The organism is Mucilaginibacter terrenus (assembly GCF_003432065.1).
Classification (GTDB): domain Bacteria; phylum Bacteroidota; class Bacteroidia; order Sphingobacteriales; family Sphingobacteriaceae; genus Mucilaginibacter; species Mucilaginibacter terrenus.
The window spans coordinates 29487-50421 of record NZ_QWDE01000004.1; the positions used below are offsets into that span (position 1 = coordinate 29487).

General features: G+C 43.1%; 24 protein-coding genes. 16 read left to right on the forward strand and 8 right to left on the reverse strand.

From position 1 onward, the window contains the following. The 6 genes from DYU05_RS17460 to DYU05_RS17485 all read left to right on the forward strand — a co-directional run bounded on the left by DYU05_RS17460 (nt 1) and on the right by DYU05_RS17485 (nt 4244). Nucleotides 1–951 carry an NAD-dependent epimerase/dehydratase family protein gene (locus DYU05_RS17460; protein ID WP_117384438.1) on the forward strand — a complete coding sequence of 317 codons (951 nt, stop codon included), beginning with the start codon at nt 1–3 and terminating at the stop codon, nt 949–951. A gap of 105 nt (nt 952–1056) precedes the next feature. Further along, nucleotides 1057–1782, forward strand: a complete 726-nt coding sequence (locus DYU05_RS17465; RefSeq protein WP_117384439.1) for a YebC/PmpR family DNA-binding transcriptional regulator — start codon at nt 1057–1059, stop codon at nt 1780–1782. Nucleotides 1783–1876: 94 nt separating this feature from the next. Then, on the forward strand, nt 1877–2092 hold the full coding sequence (locus DYU05_RS17470) for a DUF2442 domain-containing protein (protein ID WP_117384440.1): 216 nt from the start codon (nt 1877–1879) through the stop codon (nt 2090–2092). 9 nt (nt 2093–2101) lie between these two features. After that, entirely contained in the window at nt 2102–3214 is a 1113-nt protein-coding gene (locus DYU05_RS17475) for a hypothetical protein (RefSeq protein WP_117384441.1), read from the forward strand. Nucleotides 3215–3244: 30 nt separating this feature from the next. Next, nucleotides 3245–3646: a hypothetical protein gene (locus tag DYU05_RS17480; protein WP_117384442.1), complete on the forward strand. Its 402-nt coding sequence runs from the start codon at nt 3245–3247 to the stop codon at nt 3644–3646. 88 nt (nt 3647–3734) lie between these two features. After that, nucleotides 3735–4244, forward strand: a complete 510-nt coding sequence (locus DYU05_RS17485) for a phosphoribosyltransferase family protein (RefSeq protein WP_117384443.1) — start codon at nt 3735–3737, stop codon at nt 4242–4244. Between the two features lie 42 nt (nt 4245–4286). Here the strand turns inward: DYU05_RS17485 and DYU05_RS17490 are convergent, their stop codons facing one another. Genes DYU05_RS17490 through DYU05_RS17500 form a run of 3 tightly spaced genes read right to left on the reverse strand, consistent with a single transcriptional unit; the run spans nt 4287 to nt 6426 of the window. Then, the gene (locus tag DYU05_RS17490; RefSeq protein ID WP_117384444.1) at nt 4287–4799 is read right to left on the reverse strand and encodes a shikimate kinase; all 513 of its coding nucleotides are present in this window, start codon (nt 4797–4799) and stop codon (nt 4287–4289) included. Next, on the reverse strand, nt 4796–5947 hold the full coding sequence (locus DYU05_RS17495; RefSeq protein WP_117384445.1) for a BT_3928 family protein: 1152 nt from the start codon (nt 5945–5947) through the stop codon (nt 4796–4798). The genes DYU05_RS17490 and DYU05_RS17495 overlap by 4 nt, the downstream gene beginning before the upstream one ends. Continuing rightward, the gene (locus DYU05_RS17500) at nt 5944–6426 is read right to left on the reverse strand and encodes a DUF1599 domain-containing protein (protein WP_117384446.1); all 483 of its coding nucleotides are present in this window, start codon (nt 6424–6426) and stop codon (nt 5944–5946) included. The genes DYU05_RS17495 and DYU05_RS17500 overlap by 4 nt, the downstream gene beginning before the upstream one ends. A 194-nt stretch (nt 6427–6620) precedes the next feature. Between DYU05_RS17500 and folP the strand changes: the two genes are divergently transcribed. After that, on the forward strand, nt 6621–7475 hold the full coding sequence (gene folP / locus DYU05_RS17505) for a dihydropteroate synthase (RefSeq protein ID WP_117384447.1): 855 nt from the start codon (nt 6621–6623) through the stop codon (nt 7473–7475). On the opposite strand, the gene DYU05_RS17510 is transcribed toward folP, so the two are convergent. From DYU05_RS17510 to recJ, 4 genes are all read right to left on the reverse strand, one after another. Beyond that, a complete protein-coding gene (locus DYU05_RS17510; protein WP_117384448.1) occupies nt 7472–7864 on the reverse strand; it encodes a hypothetical protein in 393 nt (130 codons plus the stop codon). The genes folP and DYU05_RS17510 overlap by 4 nt on opposite strands. A 61-nt stretch (nt 7865–7925) precedes the next feature. Continuing rightward, complete coding sequence (locus DYU05_RS17515) at nt 7926–9452, reverse strand: GH3 auxin-responsive promoter family protein (RefSeq protein ID WP_117384449.1); 1527 nt, start codon at nt 9450–9452, stop codon at nt 7926–7928. A 118-nt stretch (nt 9453–9570) separates the two neighbouring features. Then, complete coding sequence (gene lptB / locus DYU05_RS17520) at nt 9571–10311, reverse strand: LPS export ABC transporter ATP-binding protein (RefSeq protein WP_117384450.1); 741 nt, start codon at nt 10309–10311, stop codon at nt 9571–9573. 96 nt (nt 10312–10407) lie between these two features. Continuing rightward, entirely contained in the window at nt 10408–12114 is a 1707-nt protein-coding gene (gene recJ / locus DYU05_RS17525; RefSeq protein WP_117384451.1) for a single-stranded-DNA-specific exonuclease RecJ, read from the reverse strand. Between the two features lie 255 nt (nt 12115–12369). Here recJ and DYU05_RS17535 point away from each other — a divergent pair, with 255 nt between their 5' ends. The 3 genes from DYU05_RS17535 (at nt 12370) to ytxJ (ending at nt 14221) form a co-directional block, all read left to right on the forward strand. After that, nucleotides 12370–13047, forward strand: a complete 678-nt coding sequence (locus DYU05_RS17535) for a tetratricopeptide repeat protein (RefSeq protein WP_117384453.1) — start codon at nt 12370–12372, stop codon at nt 13045–13047. 111 nt (nt 13048–13158) lie between these two features. Then, nucleotides 13159–13656, forward strand: a complete 498-nt coding sequence (gene ribH / locus DYU05_RS17540) for a 6,7-dimethyl-8-ribityllumazine synthase (RefSeq protein ID WP_117384683.1) — start codon at nt 13159–13161, stop codon at nt 13654–13656. A 235-nt stretch (nt 13657–13891) separates the two neighbouring features. Continuing rightward, complete coding sequence (ytxJ, locus tag DYU05_RS17545; RefSeq protein WP_117384454.1) at nt 13892–14221, forward strand: bacillithiol system redox-active protein YtxJ; 330 nt, start codon at nt 13892–13894, stop codon at nt 14219–14221. Nucleotides 14222–14306: 85 nt separating this feature from the next. Here the strand turns inward: ytxJ and DYU05_RS17550 are convergent, their stop codons facing one another. Continuing rightward, nucleotides 14307–14660, reverse strand: coding sequence for a HesB/IscA family protein (locus tag DYU05_RS17550; protein ID WP_117384455.1), 354 nt, complete (start codon nt 14658–14660; stop codon nt 14307–14309). Between the two features lie 91 nt (nt 14661–14751). Here DYU05_RS17550 and DYU05_RS17555 point away from each other — a divergent pair, with 91 nt between their 5' ends. The 6 genes from DYU05_RS17555 (at nt 14752) to DYU05_RS17580 (ending at nt 20926) form a co-directional block, all read left to right on the forward strand. After that, nucleotides 14752–15282, forward strand: coding sequence for a DUF7935 family protein (locus DYU05_RS17555; protein WP_117384456.1), 531 nt, complete (start codon nt 14752–14754; stop codon nt 15280–15282). Between the two features lie 99 nt (nt 15283–15381). Beyond that, entirely contained in the window at nt 15382–16926 is a 1545-nt protein-coding gene (locus DYU05_RS17560; RefSeq protein ID WP_117384457.1) for an acyl-CoA mutase large subunit family protein, read from the forward strand. Between the two features lie 316 nt (nt 16927–17242). Continuing rightward, nucleotides 17243–18667: a chromosomal replication initiator protein DnaA gene (gene dnaA, locus DYU05_RS17565; RefSeq protein WP_117384458.1), complete on the forward strand. Its 1425-nt coding sequence runs from the start codon at nt 17243–17245 to the stop codon at nt 18665–18667. A gap of 84 nt (nt 18668–18751) precedes the next feature. After that, nucleotides 18752–19207: a nuclear transport factor 2 family protein gene (locus tag DYU05_RS17570; RefSeq protein ID WP_117384459.1), complete on the forward strand. Its 456-nt coding sequence runs from the start codon at nt 18752–18754 to the stop codon at nt 19205–19207. A 198-nt stretch (nt 19208–19405) separates the two neighbouring features. Further along, entirely contained in the window at nt 19406–19870 is a 465-nt protein-coding gene (locus DYU05_RS17575) for a DMP19 family protein (protein WP_117384460.1), read from the forward strand. Between the two features lie 177 nt (nt 19871–20047). Further along, complete coding sequence (locus DYU05_RS17580) at nt 20048–20926, forward strand: DUF4349 domain-containing protein (protein ID WP_117384461.1); 879 nt, start codon at nt 20048–20050, stop codon at nt 20924–20926. Nucleotides 20927–20935: the final 9 nt, after the last annotated feature.

Sequence of the window (20935 nt, forward strand, 5' to 3'; positions counted from 1 at the left end):
ATGAGCGAAAAGATTTTTGTGATAGGGGCTAATGGCCAAATTGGCACCGAACTGGTAACTGCATTAAGGACTATACACGGCGCTGAGAACGTTATTGCATCTGATATAAACAGCCCCGTTTACGCATTACGAAATAACGGCCCCTTTGAATTTGCCAACGTGATGGACAAGGACAACCTGCATCACTTGTTTGACAAACACCGCCCTACTCAAGTTTATCTGCTTGCTGCAATATTGTCCGCAGTGGGCGAACAAAAGCCTAAGTTGGCCTGGGACCTTAACATGACCGGCCTGCTGCACATACTGGACCTGGCTGTTGAGTTTAAAATAGCTAAAGTATTCTGGCCAAGTTCGATAGCGGTATTTGGACCACATTCACCCCAGTGGGACACTCCACAGTACTGCGTTATGGACCCTAATACTGTTTACGGTTTTAGTAAACTAGCTGGCGAGCGCTGGTGCGAGTATTACTTCGCAAAATATGGTTTGGATGTACGCAGTATCCGGTATCCGGGCCTAATAGGCTGGCGTGCCAACCCGGGTGGCGGCACAACTGATTATGCTGTTCATATTTTTCATGAGGCACTTAAAACAGGCAAATATCAAAGCTTTTTATCTAAAGGTACAGCCTTGCCAATGATGTATATGGACGATGCGATACGTGCAACAATAAGCCTGATGGATGCTCCTGCAGAGCATATTACTGTTCGGTCCAGCTACAACCTTGCAGGAATCAGCTTTACACCAGAGCAATTAGCTGATGAGATTAAAAAACATTTGCCGAACTTTGAGATCAGCTATGCAGACCATGACCCACGCCAGGCAATTGCAGATAGCTGGCCAAAATCAATTGATGACAACCAGGCCCAGCAAGATTGGGGATGGCAATTAGAGTATGACCTGCCAAAGATGACGCAGGACATGCTGGATAATCTAAAGAAGACATTATAACATCGCGTTGCCGTAACACATTTATTCGGAAGTACGGTTATTAAAAAATTATCAATATATTGATAAAAACGATAAATTGAGCTCCTTAGGAGATCGTTAGCTAATATGGGAAGAGCATTTGAATTCCGTAAGGAAAGAAAGTTTAAGCGCTGGGCTAAAATGGCAGTGCAGTTTACCCGTTTGGGTAAAGAAATTGTGATGGCAGTTAAAGCAGGTGGTGGCGACCCTCACACCAACTCGCGATTGCGTACCGCTATCCAAAACTCCAAGGCGGTTAACATGCCGAAGGACCGTGTAGAAGCGGCCATTAAACGCGCTACCAGCCGCGACGAAAAAGATTACGAAGAACTGGTTTACGAAGGTTACGCACAACACGGCGTAGCAATATTGGTAGAAACCGCAACCGACAACACCAACCGCACTGTGGCTAACGTACGTAGCTACTTTACCAAATATGGCGGCACGTTAGGCAAAACCGGCTCGCTGGATTTTATCTTCAGCCGTAAGTCTGTTTTTCGTTTTGATCCGGGAGAACGTGACCTGGAAGAACTGGAATTTGAACTGATTGATGCAGGCCTAGAAGACTTGTTTGTAGAGTCGGACGAAGAAGGCAACGATATTGCAGTTATCCATGCAGCTTATGAGGACTTTGGCAAAATGCAGAAGACTTTAGAAGAGATGGGCATCGAAACGAAGTCAGCTAAGCTGGAGCGTATTCCACTTTCAACCACCTCAGTTACCGAAGAACAGGCAGCGGATGTACTGAAAATAGTGGATCGCCTGGAAGAAGATGATGATGTGCAGGCGGTTTACCATAACATGGCCGAGTAACGTACTTGTCAATATTCGGTTTGGAAAGGTTTAGGTGATTACCATTTGATGACAAAAAGTCTTCTTTTTTAAGCGAAGATCCGGAGGAAGTTTCATGCCGCTATTATCAACACGTAAGCAGGAAAAGAAAGTAAAGGTCACCTTTGCCAATGGTTTGCTTTTTGTGGAGAAAGCAGATGGAAAGCAGCAAGCATTCCCGCTGGAATGGTTTCCTAAGTTAATGAACGCTACCGACGAAGAACGTGAAGACTGGGATCAAACGGATAAGGGATTGCGCTTTAACAAACTTGGCGTCGACGTGGACTTATAAGCTACAAAAATGACTTTCGAAGAGTTCTTCAATAAAAAGCGGATTGACCTTATGGCCCTGAAAGCTGGTGAGCCCGTACTATTTGCAGAGTTCCGGGAGCATTTTGAGCAGATGGGCGAAAAAAGCTTCGATCATACAAAAAAGTATTGGTTCAATAAATTAAGGTTACAGTACCATCTTGCACCGGAGCTAAAGCCGGAAAAAGTACACCTCGAGAACCGCCTTGCTGAACAAACCATCGTAGAAACACTGACAGAAAACATCCCTCAAAGTCAAGATCAAAAGCCACAAAGTGATGAATCACCAAGCCCTGCTGCAAAAGCATCAGGATTTAAGCCAAGGTTTAAAGCTGCAACCCCCATATCAACTACCAATACGTCTGATCTACAACATCCTGTATCAAAGGAAAGGGCTACAGTTACTCCCGAGGTAAATGAAGCTGCCTCAACCAAAGATCAATCACCGGAGTACCAGCAGGAAAAAGAAGCGATGCAAGCCGCTGCGGACGAAACCGACAGGCCTGCTGACGATACACCAACTCCATCTGCCAGGACCGGCACCAAACAACCCGGCTTTAAACCCCGGTTTAACATGAAGATGACGAGTGGCGACGCGCCTCAAACTAAAAAGCTCGAGCAAACACACCCTGAAGACGAGAACCCGGTTATAGCTTCAGAGCCAACATCGCCAAAATTAGAAAAATCGGAAGCGCCAAAGCCGTCAGGTTTTAAACCGAGATTCAATATGAAAATGGCAGGTGCCAAGCCCCAACAGGAGCCAGGCACAGCAGAACCGGAAAACAAAGAACAGGCAGAAGATGTAAGTTCAACAAACATTCCTACCGAATCTCGACAACCTGAAGCACCCGAACAGCAGACGAAAGATGAGGGCGCAGCTAAGCCTGCCGGGTTTAAGCCCGGGTTTAACATGAAAATGGTTGCGCCTAAGCCAGCCGAACCTGGAGAGTTACATAACGATACCGGCACCGAACCTGTGGAGAGTGATTCGCCAGATGAAGCCTTAACCGCTGCACCGGAGCATACTACTGCAGAGCCAAAAGCATCAAAACCTGCGGGGTTTAAACCTCGTTTCAATATAAAACCCAAACCTCCGCAAGAGTAATTTTATTTGATCATAACACCACTTCATTATATGGATACCCAGGAACTTTTTAATCAGGATCGTGGCAGCGAAGAGAAGCCTAAAAAGCAGAGCCCGCTGGTAAGCCTCGAACGGGATTTGAAATTCTTTAACGAGTCTATTCACGAAGTAGCGGTAGATATCATGTCAGAAGGTATATCTTCTACTCCAATATTTATTGCGCATCAGCACGAAGTTAAGCTTGGAGAAGTAATATTGGACCGTAATGAACTGAATACTGAGTGGAGCATACACGCTTCTACTATAGAGGAGTTTGTAGAAAAAGGGATTATTAAAAAGGAGTTGAAAGACCGCTTTATGAACACGTATAAAAATCCCAATGATTTTATGTGCCTTTTTGTGATCGTACCAGAGGGTGCAAATTTTGTTTATTACCCTTACACTAAGAGTTGATTACGGGCTGTTAAAATGTTGTAATGTTCGTTTATCTTTACGGCAACAGCAATTTCACCTTCAGTAATACTATACCGCAGCGAAAACCATGTCCGAGAAAAAGCTTCTTATACTCAACAGCCAGCAAATACAGCAAAAGATAGACCGCATTGCTTACCAGGTACTGGAAGATAATTTTGATGAAGAGGAATTGCTTATTGCCGGTATATTACCCAGGGGTAACCATGTAGCCGAAAGATTGAAGACTGTATTAGATGATATTGCTCCGTTTAAAACAAGGCTACTGGTAATTGAACTACAAAAACAAAGCAGCAGTCTGCAGGCTAAGATCAACTTTGATATAGAGGAGTGCGCAAATAAAGTAGTTGTATTGGTTGATGATGTGCTTAACAGCGGCAAGACCCTGGCTTATGGCTTTGGGGTGTTTCTTGATGTCCCTCTAAAAAAGCTCCGCACCGTAGTACTGGTAGACCGAAACCACAAAAGCTTTCCCGTAACTACCGACTATGCAGGGATGGCGTTATCTACTGTTATAAAAGAACACGTAAGCGTTGTTCTGGACCAGGAAGGTGAAGAAGACGCCGTTTATTTGATGTAAATAAAGGCCAGCTATCAAGTCTCTGCCGCAATCGGGTTATTCTTATTTGGCTTTAATGCCGGTAACCTCCATCAGACCCTCTGCAGATATGGTTATACCGTTAACAATGTGCGTTGCCTGCTCATAGTACATTTTTCTTTCTGCAAGCTTTTGCGATATAAAGTTTACCAGTTCATCACCGCTTTTCCCCTGCACCAACGGCCGTTTAACGCGGGCATTCTCTAAGCGATCGGCTAGTGTTTTTGGTGAATGCTTAATGTATAATGATTGGCCATGACTGTTCATCCAAACCATATTATCAAAAAAGCAAGGCAAGCCGCCACCGGTAGAAACAATAACATCCTCGGGGTACTCGGTCTCCTTTAAAACCTTCGACTCCAGCTTTCTAAAAGCCTCCTCACCGTGAGCAGCAAAGTACTCCGCCACACTCATGCCTGCTTCTGCTTCGAGGGCATTATCGAGGTCTATAAACGCGTAACCAGTTGCAGCAGATAGCTTTTTACCCCATGTGGTTTTACCACATCCCATAAACCCTATAAGGAAGATCCGGCTCATTGCTTACTGAAGTATTGTTTTACGAGGTCATCGTATGATGGTACGTTGTGATAATGCCATTTATTAACAACAGTTCCGTTTTTTATCAGCATTATACCTGGGTTGGCGCGCACCATTGTTTTTAGTGGCACCCCATCTGCATAAAATACTTCAGTTACTAGCTTGTGCTGCTTTGCAAACTGCTCTGCATTTTGAGGTGCATTCGATGTAAGCAAGATAACTCTTGTGTTATAATGCTCTATCAGATTAGCAGCAAGCGCATTGAGCTTGGCCAAAGCAGCATTGTCAGCTTGTTCCAGATTGTCGGCCACAATCCATAAGCTGTAGTACGGACTTGAAAGAAGTTCCTGGTTATAATTTGTGCCGCCGTTATCCTGAATGTTCAGGTCGCGTATTTTAGGCTCAAAGCCTTTTTTAATAAGCTTGTTTTCGGGGTTACCAATTATCTCCCAGTTAGTGTCTTTCCATATGGCCGTCTTCAGGTATTCCTTATCGGTCATGGTTTTAGTATCACCTGTTTCCTTGTTCTTAAGGTGGTAGGTGATCTCAAACTCGTCCGGTGCGGCACCCCGAGGGGTTTTCATTTGAGCCAGAATATTGTTACCTACTTTATAAGGCAGAAAGTCTACTATCGGCATGAAGTTGTAAGTGTACAAGCCAAATCCTACCGAAACAATGGCAGCTCCTATCAGCAGCTTATCACCTACCTTCTGTTTAACTAATGGCTGTATGCGCTTACGATTGACAAAAAGTACCAACACCAAAGCAAGGAGGACCATATCCTTTATGAACGACTGCCAGGGCGTAAGCGGGATTGCGTCACCAAAACAGCCACAGGTTTGCACTACTTTAAAATAGGCCGAGTAAAAAGTGAGAAAGCCAAAGAAGACAATAAGCAGCAGTAAACCCCATACAACTCTCACGGCTCTTACACCTACCAGCAACGAGAAGCCAAGCAGCATCTCTAATGCGCAAAGAATAATCGCCATTGCAAGTGAAAAACTGCTCAGGAATGTTAATCCAAATACTTCAAAGTATTCCTCAAGCTTATAGGAAAACCCAAGTGGATCGTTAGCCTTTATCAGTCCTGAAAATATGAACAGTAAACCAACAGCAATCCGGCAAAACCAAACTAAACGGTTCTTCATTTTACTCCCAGCTTTATCAACGCAAACACCGAATAATTAAGCATATCCTGGTAATTGGCATGCACACCCTCAGAAGCAAGTGTTTGTCCTTGGTTATCTTCTATCTGTTTAACTCGTAAAATTTTCATCAAGATCAAGTCGGTAAGTGAGCTTATCCGCATGTCGCGCCAAGCTTCGCCGTAATCGTGATTTTTTGCAAACATCAGATCTTTGGTCTCTTTCACCTTTGCATCAAACATTTGTTCTACGTGTGCAGGCTCTAGTTCGTAAGAAGTATCATCTGTACTATCTAACTGCATCATGGCAATAACACAGTAATTTACTATACCAATGTACTCCCCCGTAATATCATCCCCCACTTTAGAAATTTTTTTTTCTTCCAGCGTGCGGATGCGTTGGGCTTTTATGAAAATTTGATCCGTGATTGACGACGGGCGAAGTATCCGCCAGGCAGTGCCATAATCGCGGGTCTTTTTCATAAAAAGGCCTTTGCAAACGTTGATGACCGAGTCGTATTCTACAGATGTATTGCTCACTTGAAAACTCCTTTAGTGGTATATGCGTTGCGGGCGAGTGTATTTATCCCATTTGCTCCTTCGAAAAGGGTGCGCATATATTTGCTGAATAGCGCAACAAAGATAATTAGACTGTACCTTCGTTAACTAAACAAACGATGGCTAAAGATACATTTTTTAGAAAAAAGGCAACCATAAATGCAGGCGGCAAATTGATAGACCTCTCCTCACCAAAGGTGATGGGTATTATCAATATAACACCCGACTCCTTTTATGCCGATAGCCGCAAGAACAGTTTGGATGATATTTTAAGTCAGGCAGAACGCATGCTTGCAGAAGGTGCAACCTTCCTGGATATTGGCGCTTATTCCTCAAGACCTGGCGCGGAAGATATTTCTGCCGACGAGGAACTGGACAGGTTATTACCTGCAGTACGCGCCATTGCTGAAGCCTTTCCTGATGCAGTGCTATCCATAGACACGTTTCGGGCTAAAGTTGCGGAAGCTGCTGTAAAAGCCGGAGGTCATATTGTAAATGATATTTCGGCCGGGAGTTTAGACACAAACATGTTTACCACTGTTGCCCGTTTGCAGGTGCCGTATATTCTAATGCACATGAAAGGCACACCACAAAACATGGTTAAGCTAGCAAACTATACTGACGTATTCAGTGAAGTGTTCGACTACTTTGTCGAAAAGATCTATCAGCTAAAGCGCCTCGGTGTTCACGATATCATCCTTGATCCAGGGTTTGGCTTTGCAAAAACTGCAGAACACAGTTACGAGCTTATGAAGCGTTTGGATGAACTTAAACGTCTACAGCTGCCCATATTAGCAGGAGTATCGCGCAAACGCATGATCTATGGCCTGCTGGGTACATCAGCTGACGAAGCCCTAAATGGCACTACTGCACTTAACACCATTGCACTTATGAAAGGTGCAACTATCCTGAGGGTACATGATGTGAAGGAAGCAGTAGAAGCAGTAAATGTCTGGGAAGCGGTGACGGCTTAATTTACTTTTCGATAGCCGTATGATGGCCCGTCTGCTATAGATGTACCAATAGTGATAGTGTTAGGGGTCTCTGTCCACGCATCGCTATAGTCAGGATTAGTGAACTTGATGGTACCAAATGCCAGGGTGTCGCGACGCTCGGTTATGTTAATGCTAAACTTTCCTTGCTTTTGCATTTTACCGTCAAGATATCTAATGTAGGTACTATCTCTATTAAATTGATAGATGTCGCCGTTACCTGCCGGTACTTTCGCCGGTTGTGACCATCCGCCGGAAATAGAAGCCAGTTCCCATTTTCCAAACAGGCCGGAGACTGGCACTACTTTTTTATCTTTTTTACAGGATGCCAGGAATGCTACAACAGCCATTAACAGTAAAGCCTTTTTCATAATGTGGGTTTATTGCTATTACGGGTAATTAAGCAGTTGTGCTACAGTAGGTACCTGAAATTTAAACTTCTCCGGCCAATGCCATCATCTTTAATATGTCGTCAACGTACTCGCGGCTATTTGCCAGCCGGGGTACTTTATGCTGACCTCCAATTTTACCACGTTCTTTCATCCAAGAAAAGAATGTACCCTCGGCAACTTTGCGCACCAGCGGACGCCGTAATGCCATATCCTTAAACCGTTTTGCATCGTAATCAGAATTTATGCGGCGTAAAGTCTCATCAAGAATATCAACAAACCTGTCAAATTCTCGAGGCCGCTCTTCAAATTCTATCAGCCACTCATGCGCGCCACATTCATTATCACTGAAATATACCGGTGCTGCAGTATAATCGCGTACGATAGCGCCAGTTTGAGAACAAGCTTCTGCAAGTGCCCGTTCTGCATTATCTACAATCAGTTCTTCGCCAAATGCATTTATAAAATGCTTGGTACGGCCTGTAATCTGTATGCGGTACGGGCTTAACGAGGTAAATTTAACGGTATCGCCGATCATGTACCGCCAAAGGCCAGCGTTGGTACTGATAATAAGTGCATAGTTTTTACCAAGTTCTACCTCATCTAATGTTAACGTATCGGGATGTTCGTCGTACAAGTTTTCTAAAGGCAGAAATTCATAGAAGATACCATAATCCAACATCAGCAGCATTTCGCCGGGTGTCTCCAGGTCCTGAATACCAAAGAAACCTTCAGATGCATTGTAAGTTTCCAGATAATACATCTCGTTGTTAGGTATCAGCTTTTTAAACTGCTCCCGATATGGGGTAAAATTTACTGCACCATGGAAATAAAGCTCAAGGTTGGGCCAAACCTCTAGCAAATTATTTTTACCGGTAATCTCTAATATACGTTTAAAGAGCAGGATATTCCAGGTAGGTACCCCGCTGATGCTGGTTACGTTTACATCTTTGGTGGCATACGCCATTTTTTCTATTTTCTCCTCAAAGTTCTCGAGAAGCGCTATATCCAGGTGAGGTGTACGATAAAACTCAGCCCATAGGGGCAGGTTCTTCATGATCACTGCAGAAAGGTCGCCAAAAAAGGTAGCGTCACTCAGCTGGCTTACCTGATGGCTGCCGCCGAGGGTGAGGCTTTTACCCGTAAAAATACGTGCATCGGGTCGGTTATTAAAGTAGAGAGTAAGCATATCTTTGCCACCTTTAAAATGGCACTCCTCTAAAGATTCTTCACTTACCGGTATGAATTTGCTCCTGTCGCTGGTAGTGCCTGACGACTTCGCAAACCATCGTATCTCAGATGGCCAAAGCACATTTTGCTCGCCCTTGAGCATTCGTTCTATATAAGGCTTTAGCGTATCGTACGTTTGTATTGGTACCCGCTCCTTAAAATCAATAAGATTTTCAATGCTTTTATAGTGATGCTTTTTGCCCCATTCCGTGTTTTCAGCACCAGCAACTAATTGCTCAAACCACTCTTCCTGTACTTCGTTTGGATACTTCATAAAAAGCTCTATCTGATGGATACGCTTTTTCATAAACCAGGTAAAAACAGAGTTTAAAATGGTCATACAGGATGTTTAGCAGTGCGTTTTGACGTGTTTGATAATTGGTTGCGATAAATACATAATTACCAATACCTGCCACAGCAGCTTTGAAGATGCACCGGCAGATTAAAACTAAAGAAACTTATTGAGCAAAAGTTTTTCTCTTCAAAACAAAATTTGCACCCAGGTATACTTTACGTACCAAATCATTAGCGGCGAGTACTTCCGGCACGCCGGACTCGAGTATCTTCCCTTCAAATAGCAGATAGGCGCGGTCCGTTATTGAGAGAGTCTCCTGTACATTGTGGTCGGTTATTAAAATACCGATATTGCGGTGGCGGAGTTTTGCAACCATCGCTTGTATCTCTTCTACAGCAATAGGGTCTACACCAGCAAAAGGCTCATCAAGCAGAATGAAGTTTGGTTCGGCAGCAAGCGCCCGTGCTATTTCAGTACGACGCCGTTCACCCCCGGATAGTAAGTCGCCACGATTTTTGCGTACTTTATGCAGGCTGAACTCATCTATCAGTTCCTCCAGCTTATCCCGCTGCTTATCTTTAGGCATTTTACCCATTTCCAGCACCGCTTTGATGTTATCTTCAACCGTGAGCTTTCTGAACACAGAAGCTTCCTGTGCCAGGTAACCTATACCTTTTTGTGCTCGGCGGTACATTGGATCTCCGGTTATATCCTCATCATCAAGGTATATTTTACCTTCATTAGGCTTAATAAGGCCTACTATCATGTAAAACGACGTAGTTTTACCTGCCCCATTTGGGCCAAGTAACCCAACGATTTCGCCCTGCGAAACGTTGAACGTTACGTCGCTTACAACAGTGCGCTGTTTATACTTTTTAATCAGATGTTCTGCCCGTAATATCATAAAGCCCTAGCCCTCTTTATCTCCCGTAACGTGAGACTGGTGGTATTGTTATATTATATGCCGCCGGTACTGTTTGGTTTAGTAGCTCACATTTACTTAAACGGAACTAAATCTAATCCCTTTTATATTCAATTGGATGCTTCGCTGCTCGCGCCAAACATTCTCTTCGATGGTATAACACACATCAAAAGGTACATTCGGTTTTAGCATTGGCAGGTACTCGCCATGGTTAAAAGCAATACAGCTAAACGCCGCCGACCACGGCTGTATTATATTCATTTTTATGTGATTACCACCCACCAACCCTGCATTGCCGCTAACATACACATTTTTGGTTAGGAACACCGGTGCCATATTCTCCGGGCCGAATGGTGCAAACTGCGCCATTATCCTGAAAAATTTCGAATCAATATCGCTGAGGTTCAACTCCGCATCGATAACAATCTGCTGTGTTAGTTGCTCTTCGCTAATGCTGGTGCTTACTACTTCTTCAAACCGGTGCATAAAAGCGTCGACATTCTCGGGCTTCATAGTTAAACCAGCTGCATAACGATGACCACCAAACTGTATCAGCAGGTCACTACAGCCGCAAAGTGCTTCGTAGAGGTCATACCCTAATACCGAGCGTGCTGAACCTGCCACATGCCCATTAGAGCGGGTAAGCACCACTGTCGGCCGGTAATACTTCTCAGTTAACCGCGATGCTACAATGCCGATAACACCCTTATGCCAGTTCTCGTTGAAAACAACGGTAGATTTTCGCTTGATCAGTGCTTCATCACTATCAATCATACCCAAGGCTTCATCAGTAATCTGCTGATCGTGTCCTTTGCGCTCCGCATTTCGGCTGTTTATCAACAACCCTTGTTCCTTTGCTTTATCTTCATGGCAGGCGATCAGAAGTTTCACCGCATCTTTTGCATCAGCTATACGCCCGGCAGCATTAATGCGGGGACCTAATGAGAATACAACATCAGAAATGGTGTAAGGGCCACCACGGCCAGATACCTCCATAAGCGTTTTAATTCCAATGCAAGGGTCGTTGTTAATCTTTTGCAAACCAAGGTGTGCCAGCACACGGTTTTCACCTGTGATGTGTACAATGTCGCAGGCAATGCTTATAGCGGCTAAGTCGTAATACTCGGCAACTTGCTCAAAAGGCAAATCATGTTTCTGAGTGTAAGCTTGGGCAAGCTTAAAGCCGATGCCACAACCGGAAAGCTCTTTATAAGGATAATCGCAATCAGCTCTTTTAGGATCCAGTATAGCTACGGCATCCGGTAACTCGTCGCCGGGTAAGTGATGGTCACAAATAATGAAATCGATATTAAGGGTATTCGCGTAAGCAATTTTATCAACAGACTTGATACCACAGTCAAGTGCGATAATCAGCGTAAAGCCGTGCTCTGCAGCATAATCAATCCCCTGCGTTGATATCCCATACCCCTCTTTATAGCGGTCGGGAATGTAGTATTCTATGTTGCCATGATGTTTTTTAAAGAAGCTATATACCAGCGAAACGGCCGTAGTACCGTCCACATCATAGTCGCCAAAAACTAAAAACTTCTCGTTGCGGGCTATTGCAAGGTCAATACGATCGATAGCTTTTTCCATATCCTGCATCAGAAATGGATCATACAGGTGCAGCTCGCTTGGCCTGAAAAAAAAACGGGCTTCTTCGAAACTGCTAATAGCCCTATGAGCAAGCAGGTTAGCTAATACCGGACTTATGTTAAGCTCAGTCGCTAAATGCTCTATCACTTCAGTACTACCGGCATCTTTCAATACCCATCGTTTGGCCATATCAATAGAAAATAAGATGACAAAGATAGCGGTTTCGCATTAACCCTTACTAACGCCTCTGTCGCTAAAATACCATCAACATTAAAACGTATTTTGCCCTGGCTTGCTAATCCGCAATTTACAGTTATCAGCACATGCATGAATTCGCCCAAAGCATTCATTCCTAACGCTATCAACCACTTAACTATACAAAATTATTATTTGCTAAAACCTTTTTAAACCGTATTTTTGCAAACTTAATTTTTAAATACAAAGATGTCAGCAACCGAGGTGAATACAAAAACTACAGCCCCAACCAATGTGGTGGAGAAGAAAGGTAGTTTTATTCAGGAGAATCAAAAAAGCTTACTATTTATAGCTGGAGCTATTATTGTTTTAGTTGTAATATACATTGCTTACTTAAGGCTTTACCTGGCTCCTCGTGAAGTTACTGCAGCTAATCAGATGCATGTAGCACAGGAATACTGGGCCAAGAAAGACTGGGACAAGGCTATTAAGGGTGCTGATAGCTATCCTGGCTTTGAGAAAATTATTGCTGATTACAGTAATACCAAAACTGCTAACCTGGCTTATTTTTACCTTGGCGTTGCTTACCTCAATAAAGGCGAGTTCCGTAAGGCTATTGATAACTTCAACAGCTATCGTGGAGATGATGTTATGGTGGCGGCAGAAGCTTACGGTGGCGCAGCGGACGCTTACGTAGAACTTAAAGATTACGACAAAGCAGAGACCTACTTTAAAAAAGCGATTGATAAAGCTAATAACCAGTTCTTATCTCCCGTTTACCTGAAAAAATTAGGCCTTGTTTACGAAGCTAAAAACGACAATAAGGCAGCTGCTGAAAGCTATAAGAAAATAAAGACAGATTACCCGGCAAGTGCTGAAGCCCAAAACATTGATGAGTATATTGCACGTGCTGAGGCAAAATCATAAGTACTACAAGTAAAAGTAAAAAGGTTGAAAATGGCCCGCGTAGTTTGCGGTAACATTTTCAACCTTTTTTTATTTAAAACCTTTAAGCGATTAATTAATAACGATCAACGTATGGCATCATCATTAAAAAACCTCTCTGATTTTTCAACTGCGTCAGATATCCCTTCTGCAGAAGATTTTACATTTGGTATTGCCGTAGCAGAATGGAATGCTGAAGTTACCGGCGCTTTATACAAAGGTGCATTTGACACTTTAGTTAAATATGGCGCAAAAGAGGAGAATATACATAGCTACCCTGTTCCGGGTAGTTACGAACTTGTTGCAAGTGCCGACCTTTTGCTGCAAACGGGTAAGTTTGATGCTATTATATGTTTAGGTTGTGTGATACAGGGCGAAACCCGTCACTTCGATTTTATATGTGACGCGGTTGCAAATGGTCTGTATACTGTTGGTGTAAAATATGCTAAACCTGTTATATTTGGTGTGTTAACCACTAACGATCAGCAACAGGCAATTGACAGGGCAGGCGGCAAACATGGCAACAAAGGAGACGAGGCTGCTGTAACAGCGATTAAAATGGCCAAGTTGGCTGCAAAATTAAAGGAGTAAAAACGTATTATTGTGTTTACAAAAATAAAAATGAAAAAAGCACTTTACATTGCTGTTGTAGCATTGGCTTTAGGTTGCAGCATATCTTCATGCTCTAACAAACTTTGTCCGGCTTATGGCTCCTACCCTAATAGGGGAAGGTAGGAACGGTGTGTTGTTTATAGCTTTAATTAAAACCTACGCAGTTTTACATTGTATTAACTATTAACAAAGTTTATACTCGTAATTTTGCTTTATGGAATGGATATCGTTAGATACTGCGGCGCAGATAGATAATATTAAACAAAATCAAGGCTATAGTTTAATATTTAAACATAGTACACGCTGTTCTATCAGCATGATGGCCAAGAGGCGATTTGAACTCGACTGGGAAAACCTGCCTGATGATATGCCCCTCTATTTTCTTGACTTGATTAAACATCGTGAACTATCGAATAAAATTGCGACAGATTTCCAAGTACATCACGAATCTCCTCAATTGCTGTTAATAAAAGATGGCGAGTGTGTACTTGACCAATCACATGGTGCTATTTCAGTAGACGAAGCCGTTTCGGTATTGAACTAAGTATTGTTTTACAGCTATAAAAAAATTAGAACTCAATAAAAAAGGCCCGCCAAAAGCGGGCCTTAATATTTTATGAGTCTTAAACTTATACCGAAAACGAAGATCCACAACCGCAGGTGCTTGCTGCATTAGGATTGTTAAAGGTAAATCCACGGGCATTCAATCCATCCTGAAAGTCTATCTGCATACCGGCAAGGTAAAGGCCATGCGCTTTATGCATGTACACTTTAATACCATCAATAATGAATTCCTGATCGCCATCCTTCTTTTGATCGAAGCCAAGAACATAGTTCATGCCCGAACAGCCACCACCTTCAACACCAACACGCAGGCCAAACTCGTCCGAAATCTCCTGCTGATCTTTAAGCTTAAAAAGTTCTTTAACGGCACCCGGTGTAAACGTAACAGGTGCGGTAAGGGTTTCAACAACAGCGCTCATCTTATTTTATATTTAAACACACAAATATAAGCTAAAATGCGGATTTTTGTTTCGGCCTGGATATTATGACCTCTGCCTAACATTACCTAAAATGATGCTTTATAGTTTACTAATCGACATTCTTAAATATTCCGTTGCTGGCATTGGCGTGGTTTACGTTGCTTTTTATATGCTTAAACCATATCTGGATAAATCTCAAAATTTGCAGATATTGGAGATAAAAAAAGCCGTAAGTACCCAAACACTGCCACTTAAATTACAAGCCTATGAGCGCCTGGTGTTGTTTGTAGACAGGATAAACCCTGCTAATATGCTTATAAGGTTAAACGGCAACAACCTGTCTGCTGCAGAATTACAAGTGGTTATCCTTAACGAGATCCGCACGGAACTGCAGCACAATACTACCCAGCAAATATATGTGAGCACCCGTGCCTGGAGCGTCATCCGCAAGGTAAAGGATGATACCGTTTCCCTGATCAACAACGCGGTTCAGGGCTTACCGGAGAGTGCCACAGGACTAGATCTTGGTCGGATGCTATTAAATCATTTAGGCAAAGTTGAAGATAACCCTTATGACATTGCCACCAACTTGCTGCGCCAGGACCTGGAAGACCTTTTTTGATCTACCTTCAGCAATAGCTTAAACAAGCATAAATAAACCGGTTTACAGCCGTTTTCACGAGCAGAAATCTTTAAAAACCACACTTAATTAAGCATAGCGATGAGTAAAAAATTCACCACTTCTTCCGGCATTGAAATTAAGGAGGTTTATACTCAGCCATCCGGTATGGAAGAGCTTCCCGGTGAGTTTCCTTACACCCGTGGGATACAAAAAGACATGTATCGTGGTAAGCCCTGGACCATGCGCCAGTATGCTGGTTTTTCAACAGCCGAAGAAAGCAACAAACGCTACCATTACCTGCTAGGTCAGGGGACCATGGGTCTTTCAGTTGCCTTTGACCTGCCCACCCAAATAGGTTATGACAGCGATCATGAACTAGCCGAAGGCGAAGTGGGCAAAGTGGGCGTTGCCATAGACTCGTTAAAGGATATGGAGATTTTGTTCAACGGCATAGAGCTGAAGAATATTACTACGTCCATGACCATCAACGCTACAGCCTCTATACTGCTGGCAATGTATATTGCCCTGGCGAAAAAACAAGGTGCTGATCTTAAGCAACTATCAGGCACCATTCAAAACGACATCTTAAAAGAATACGCAGCAAGGGGAACCTACATCTACCCTCCCGGCCCATCCATGCGGCTCATCACCGATATATTTGAGTACTGCAGTAAAGAAGTTCCTAAATGGAACACCATTTCCATCTCAGGATACCACATACGTGAGGCAGGGTCCACCGCCGTACAAGAACTTGCCTTTACACTTGCTAATGGCAAGGCTTACTTAAAAGCAGCACAAAGCAAAGGGTTAGACATTAATGTATTTGCGAAAAGGCTCTCCTTCTTTTTTAACTGCCACAACAACTTTTTTGAAGAGATTGCAAAATTTCGGGCGGCAAGGCGTATGTGGGCCAATATCACTAAGAAACTTGGCGCTACCGACCCGTCTGCACAAAAGCTTCGTTTCCATACACAAACAGGGGGCTCTACCCTTACTGCGCAGCAGCCCATGAATAATATTGTAAGGGTAAGCATGCAGGCCCTGGCAGCGGTGCTTGGCGGCACACAATCCTTACATACCAACGGTTATGACGAAGCTCTTTCCCTCCCAACAGAGGCCGCAGCCAAAATAGCTTTGCGTACCCAGCAGATCATCGCTTTTGAAAGCGGCGCTACCGATACTGTAGACCCGCTGGCCGGCTCGTTCTTCATAGAAGAGCTTACCAACGAAATTGAAAAAGCCGCCCAGGTGTATATAGATAAGATAGACGCTATGGGGGGATCGGTAAAAGCGATTGAGCAGGACTACATGCAGCAGCAGATAGCAGCATCGGCATACCAGTATCAAAATGACATAGAAAGCGGCGAAAAAACACTGGTGGGGGTAAATAAATTTAATGAGCCTGAACCTGTGGGAGATACCGTTTTCCGGGTTGATGATGCCATCCGGCAGAAACAAATAGAGCAAAAACAGCGTTTAAAAGAAGAACGAAACAACGCAGAGGTAACACTTGCACTGCAGGAATTGAGAATTGCAGCCGGCGGCACGGCCAATCTGATGCCTTACATTTTAACCGCGGTAGAGCGCTATGCAACACTCGGTGAAATCGCGGATGTGCTCCGGGAAATATTTGGAGAGCATTAATTACAAGTTATTATTTTATCTAATTTTTAAAACGAATTTACCTTTTAAATAAAGGCAAATTTGCGGGATTTTGTTGTTTAAACTTTTAAAAACGCCTTTCCGTTGAATGTGAGCAGATAATGAAAAAACGCATGCGAAAGATATAATTTAATATGAATTTAACCTTAAAATAAGTGCCGTTTGGCAAAAAAATAATTAACAAAAAAACTAACATTTAATTTTTTGAACCGCTTTTTTTTTGAATATTCGATGTTCCGAAACGGCGAGAAAACCAGCTTAGCGGGATACTGAAAATCAAATAATTACTGATATTTATATGGAAAAAACTTGTACTACCGTTTGGAATAGTTGCTTGCAAATCATCAAAGACAACATACCGGCCCAGAGTTTCAAAACCTGGTTTGAGCCGATTAAAGCGTTGAGGATGGAAGGCAGCGTACTTACCATACAGGTTCCAAGTTTATTTTTTTACGAATGGCTGGAAGAGCACTATGTTGGCCTGTTGCGCAAGACTATAAAAAAACAACTGGGCGACGAAGGACGGCTGGAGTATAATATAGTTGTAGAGCAGTCTACCAAGCAGCCTTATACCACCAATATGCCGTCGAACGGTAACGGTGCCGAATCTAAACACCAAAGCATGCCTATCCCTATTGCTATCAATAAGGATATAAAAAACCCATTTGTTATACCAGGCCTTAAAAAGCTTAACGTTGACCCTCAACTTAACCGCAACTACACGTTTGAAAGTTTTGTAGAGGGCGATTGCAACCGTTTAGCGCGTTCTGCGGGCTATGCTGTTGCAGCAAAACCGGGCGGCACGTCTTTTAACCCGCTCATGATCTATGGCGGTGTAGGTTTAGGTAAAACACACCTGGCACAGGCAATTGGCAATGAGATAAAACGCACCTTACCTGACAAGCTTGTTTTATACGTAAGCTGCGAAAAGTTTACCCAGCAGTTTGTTGACGCTTTAAAACACAACAACATTAACGACTTTGTTAATTTTTATCAGGCGATAGATGTGCTGATCATGGACGATGTGCACAACTTTGCAGGTAAGGAAAAAACACAGGACTTCTTCTTCCACATATTTAACCACCTGCACCAAAGCGGCAAACAGCTGATCATCACATCAGATAAAGCCCCTAAAGATTTGGCAGGTTTAGAAGAGCGTTTATTGTCACGTTTCAAATGGGGTTTATCTGCCGACCTGCAGGTTCCTGATTTGGAAACCCGCATGGCTATCTTGAAAAACAAGATCTATCAGGACGGTATTGAACTATCAAATGATGTGGTAGAATATGTTGCCCACAACATTGATAACAACGTACGCGAACTGGAAGGTGCCATGGTGAGCCTGCTGGCACAAAGCACACTCAATCGTAAAGAAATAGACCTGAACCTGGCCAAGCAAATGCTAAAGAATTTTGTAAAAAATTCTGCCAAGGAGATATCAATGGAATACATCCAAAGCCTGGTTTGCGAATATTTTGAGGTACCAATTGATATGGTCAAGTCTCAAACACGTAAGCGTGAGATTGTGCAGGCAAGGCAAATATCAATGTACCTCGCCAAGGCACACACCAAAAGTTCATTGAAATCGATAGGGCACTTTTTTGGCGGACGCGACCACTCTACCGTAATATACGCTTGCCAAACTGTAGAAGACCTGATAGATACCGACAAAAAATTTAAAGGCTACGTAGCCGATATACAGAAGAAATTGAAGATGTCGTAAGACGTTTTAAAATAGAAAGCCTCGCAAATTGCGGGGCTTTTTGTTTAGTAAACTTTTAGCTAACTTGTACTAAACTAACCAATCATGAAAACCTTTTTACTTGTAGTCTCCTTATTTGCATTTTCTGCAACAGCCTTTTGCCAAACCGATAAAGACGATGTAAAGAAAACCATAACTACCATGTTTGATGGCATGCGCAAAGGAGATAGTACTGTATTACGCACAACTTTCCATAAAGATATGGTGCTGCAAAGCGTGGTAAATAAAAAGGATGGTACCACAGCGCTCCTTACCGAGAAAGCAGATGAGTTTGTAAAGCAGGTAGGTACGCCGCACAAGGAGGTATACGACGAACGCATTACCTGGGGCGACATCAAGATAGATGGCGCGCTTGCAAGCATATGGACGCCATACAAGTTCTACCTCGGCGACAAGTTCAGCCATTGCGGAGTTAACTTCTTCCAACTAATGAAAACCGCCACAGGCTGGAAGATTATTTATATTGTTGATACCCGCCGTAAGGATAACTGTCCTGAATAAGCATTATGGCAATTTGGATAGCGATAATCGCTCTTCGCGCGCTGTTACGTACTTAATTGGTGTTGTCATCAACAAAATAAGCAATTTGCTACCTACCAGCGGTAATAGTGACAACACCAATGAAGCAAATAGCGCATTGGAAAAAGCTATTCAGATAAAAAAGACATGTCCTTCTAAGGCGTTTCATAGTTTTTGAATATGAGCGATGCCAGCTTTATTGAAGAACAGTATGAAGATATCATCTCGGGTATAAAGCCTGAGTGGGTTTTTAAACAGGAACAGCTAAGCGAATACTTGCTTGCGTTACCCACCTGGAGACAAGCAATCTATTTTATTGTCAATCTTGACAATCAGGTTTTCAATGGCGGGTTCCACCAATACTTCACAAACCGTTATGGTGCATTTGCTCAGGAAGCCATAAACGCGTTAATTATGATAGGTGCGACAGACACCGCAAAGATCGTTAAGCGAGCTTACCAACTGGTTAACGCTGCTAACGATGCTCCGGTAGTTTTTCAAGAGAAAATATTGAAAAAAAGGTACAAGAATCTAATTACCGATGAAGATTTGTTTGAGCCACTTAATCAGCTTGATAAGGCTTATGCGAATAATGGAGAAGATGTGATGGAAATGCTGCTAAATTTTATAACAGGTAATAGTTAAAAGCCGAGATTATACATTTCGCACTTGTTGGTATCGTCATTAACAAATAGGAACCTCCAATTTACCACCCAGGGCAGTGGAAATTTCGCTTTCAGCCACCTGTAACATTCCCGTTATCAGTCCAGTACATGGTTACCTTCTTTCGTGCGCGGTATCAATTAAAAACCAATTACGATCATGAAGACAAGAACCCTTATTCTGCTGGGAAGCATTGCTTTACTTGCAGCCTGCCAAGGCAAACACGGTGACTATGAAATGGCGAATACTGACAAACGTGCCTTTGACAGTGCCACGGCGGACACGGCAGCTGCGGACAGCGCTGCTATAGCCAAACTGGTGAAGACAGCTGATATAAGCTTTAAGGTTAAGAATGTACAACAAACCGGCGATACCATCTCTGCGTTAACGGCACGTATTGGTGGTATGGTTATGCATCACCAGATGACATCCAGTGTAAACAACAGCGAGGATATACATGTCAGCGGCGACTCATTGATGCGGGTATCTGCTTTTAGCACAAGTGCAGATATGACCGTTAAGGTACCATCTGCCAGGCTGCAGGAGTTCATGACCAAGATAAGCCACATGGGCCTGTATGTTACCCGGCGGCAAATGGACATTGAGGATAAATCTTTAGATTACTTATCAACCAAGCTGAAGTTACAAAGCCGTAAAGAACTGGTAGCACAGCAAAAAAGCGGTAAGGTAACGATAAAGGATCCGCAGAAAGTGCTCTGGCTGAAGGATGACATGACAGACGGACAAATTGAAAACCAGCAGATTGATCAGAATGTGCGATACAGCAATGTTAGTCTGGCGTTTTTCCAGAGCAATACTATATTGAAAGAAATGATTGCTAATGATGACCCTTCGGCATACCAGCTGCCTTTTTTTAAACGCCTGTTGATGGCCCTTGCAAACGGATGGACGATATTTGTTGAGCTTATTTTAGGGTTAGCGTATTTGTGGGTGCTGATACTTGCCGGCGTGGGCTTGTGGATAGGCTATAAAACTTATAAAAAGAATTACCCATCACCGGTAAGCAAAAGCATTTAAAAACAATCT

Bases quoted from the DNA above. Each gene is read 5' to 3' on its own strand.
- ytxJ (WP_117384454.1), top strand. From the start codon at position 13,892: ATGGAATGGATATCGTTAGATACTGCGGCGCAGATAGATAATATTAAA.
- lptB (WP_117384450.1), bottom strand. From the start codon at position 10,311: ATGATATTACGGGCAGAACATCTGATTAAAAAGTATAAACAGCGCACT.
- DYU05_RS17460 (WP_117384438.1), top strand. From the start codon at position 1: ATGAGCGAAAAGATTTTTGTGATAGGGGCTAATGGCCAAATTGGCACC.
- DYU05_RS17500 (WP_117384446.1), bottom strand. From the start codon at position 6,426: ATGAAAAAGACCCGCGATTATGGCACTGCCTGGCGGATACTTCGCCCG.
- folP (WP_117384447.1), top strand. From the start codon at position 6,621: ATGGCTAAAGATACATTTTTTAGAAAAAAGGCAACCATAAATGCAGGC.
- DYU05_RS17580 (WP_117384461.1), top strand. From the start codon at position 20,048: ATGAAGACAAGAACCCTTATTCTGCTGGGAAGCATTGCTTTACTTGCA.
- DYU05_RS17570 (WP_117384459.1), top strand. From the start codon at position 18,752: ATGAAAACCTTTTTACTTGTAGTCTCCTTATTTGCATTTTCTGCAACA.
- recJ (WP_117384451.1), bottom strand. From the start codon at position 12,114: ATGGCCAAACGATGGGTATTGAAAGATGCCGGTAGTACTGAAGTGATA.
- DYU05_RS17495 (WP_117384445.1), bottom strand. From the start codon at position 5,947: ATGAAGAACCGTTTAGTTTGGTTTTGCCGGATTGCTGTTGGTTTACTG.
- dnaA (WP_117384458.1), top strand. From the start codon at position 17,243: ATGGAAAAAACTTGTACTACCGTTTGGAATAGTTGCTTGCAAATCATC.
- DYU05_RS17470 (WP_117384440.1), top strand. From the start codon at position 1,877: ATGCCGCTATTATCAACACGTAAGCAGGAAAAGAAAGTAAAGGTCACC.
- DYU05_RS17515 (WP_117384449.1), bottom strand. From the start codon at position 9,452: ATGACCATTTTAAACTCTGTTTTTACCTGGTTTATGAAAAAGCGTATC.
- DYU05_RS17475 (WP_117384441.1), top strand. From the start codon at position 2,102: ATGACTTTCGAAGAGTTCTTCAATAAAAAGCGGATTGACCTTATGGCC.
- DYU05_RS17535 (WP_117384453.1), top strand. From the start codon at position 12,370: ATGTCAGCAACCGAGGTGAATACAAAAACTACAGCCCCAACCAATGTG.
- DYU05_RS17555 (WP_117384456.1), top strand. From the start codon at position 14,752: ATGATGCTTTATAGTTTACTAATCGACATTCTTAAATATTCCGTTGCT.
- DYU05_RS17480 (WP_117384442.1), top strand. From the start codon at position 3,245: ATGGATACCCAGGAACTTTTTAATCAGGATCGTGGCAGCGAAGAGAAG.
- DYU05_RS17550 (WP_117384455.1), bottom strand. From the start codon at position 14,660: ATGAGCGCTGTTGTTGAAACCCTTACCGCACCTGTTACGTTTACACCG.
- ribH (WP_117384683.1), top strand. From the start codon at position 13,159: ATGGCATCATCATTAAAAAACCTCTCTGATTTTTCAACTGCGTCAGAT.
- DYU05_RS17485 (WP_117384443.1), top strand. From the start codon at position 3,735: ATGTCCGAGAAAAAGCTTCTTATACTCAACAGCCAGCAAATACAGCAA.
- DYU05_RS17465 (WP_117384439.1), top strand. From the start codon at position 1,057: ATGGGAAGAGCATTTGAATTCCGTAAGGAAAGAAAGTTTAAGCGCTGG.
- DYU05_RS17575 (WP_117384460.1), top strand. From the start codon at position 19,406: ATGAGCGATGCCAGCTTTATTGAAGAACAGTATGAAGATATCATCTCG.
- DYU05_RS17560 (WP_117384457.1), top strand. From the start codon at position 15,382: ATGAGTAAAAAATTCACCACTTCTTCCGGCATTGAAATTAAGGAGGTT.
- DYU05_RS17510 (WP_117384448.1), bottom strand. From the start codon at position 7,864: ATGAAAAAGGCTTTACTGTTAATGGCTGTTGTAGCATTCCTGGCATCC.
- DYU05_RS17490 (WP_117384444.1), bottom strand. From the start codon at position 4,799: ATGAGCCGGATCTTCCTTATAGGGTTTATGGGATGTGGTAAAACCACA.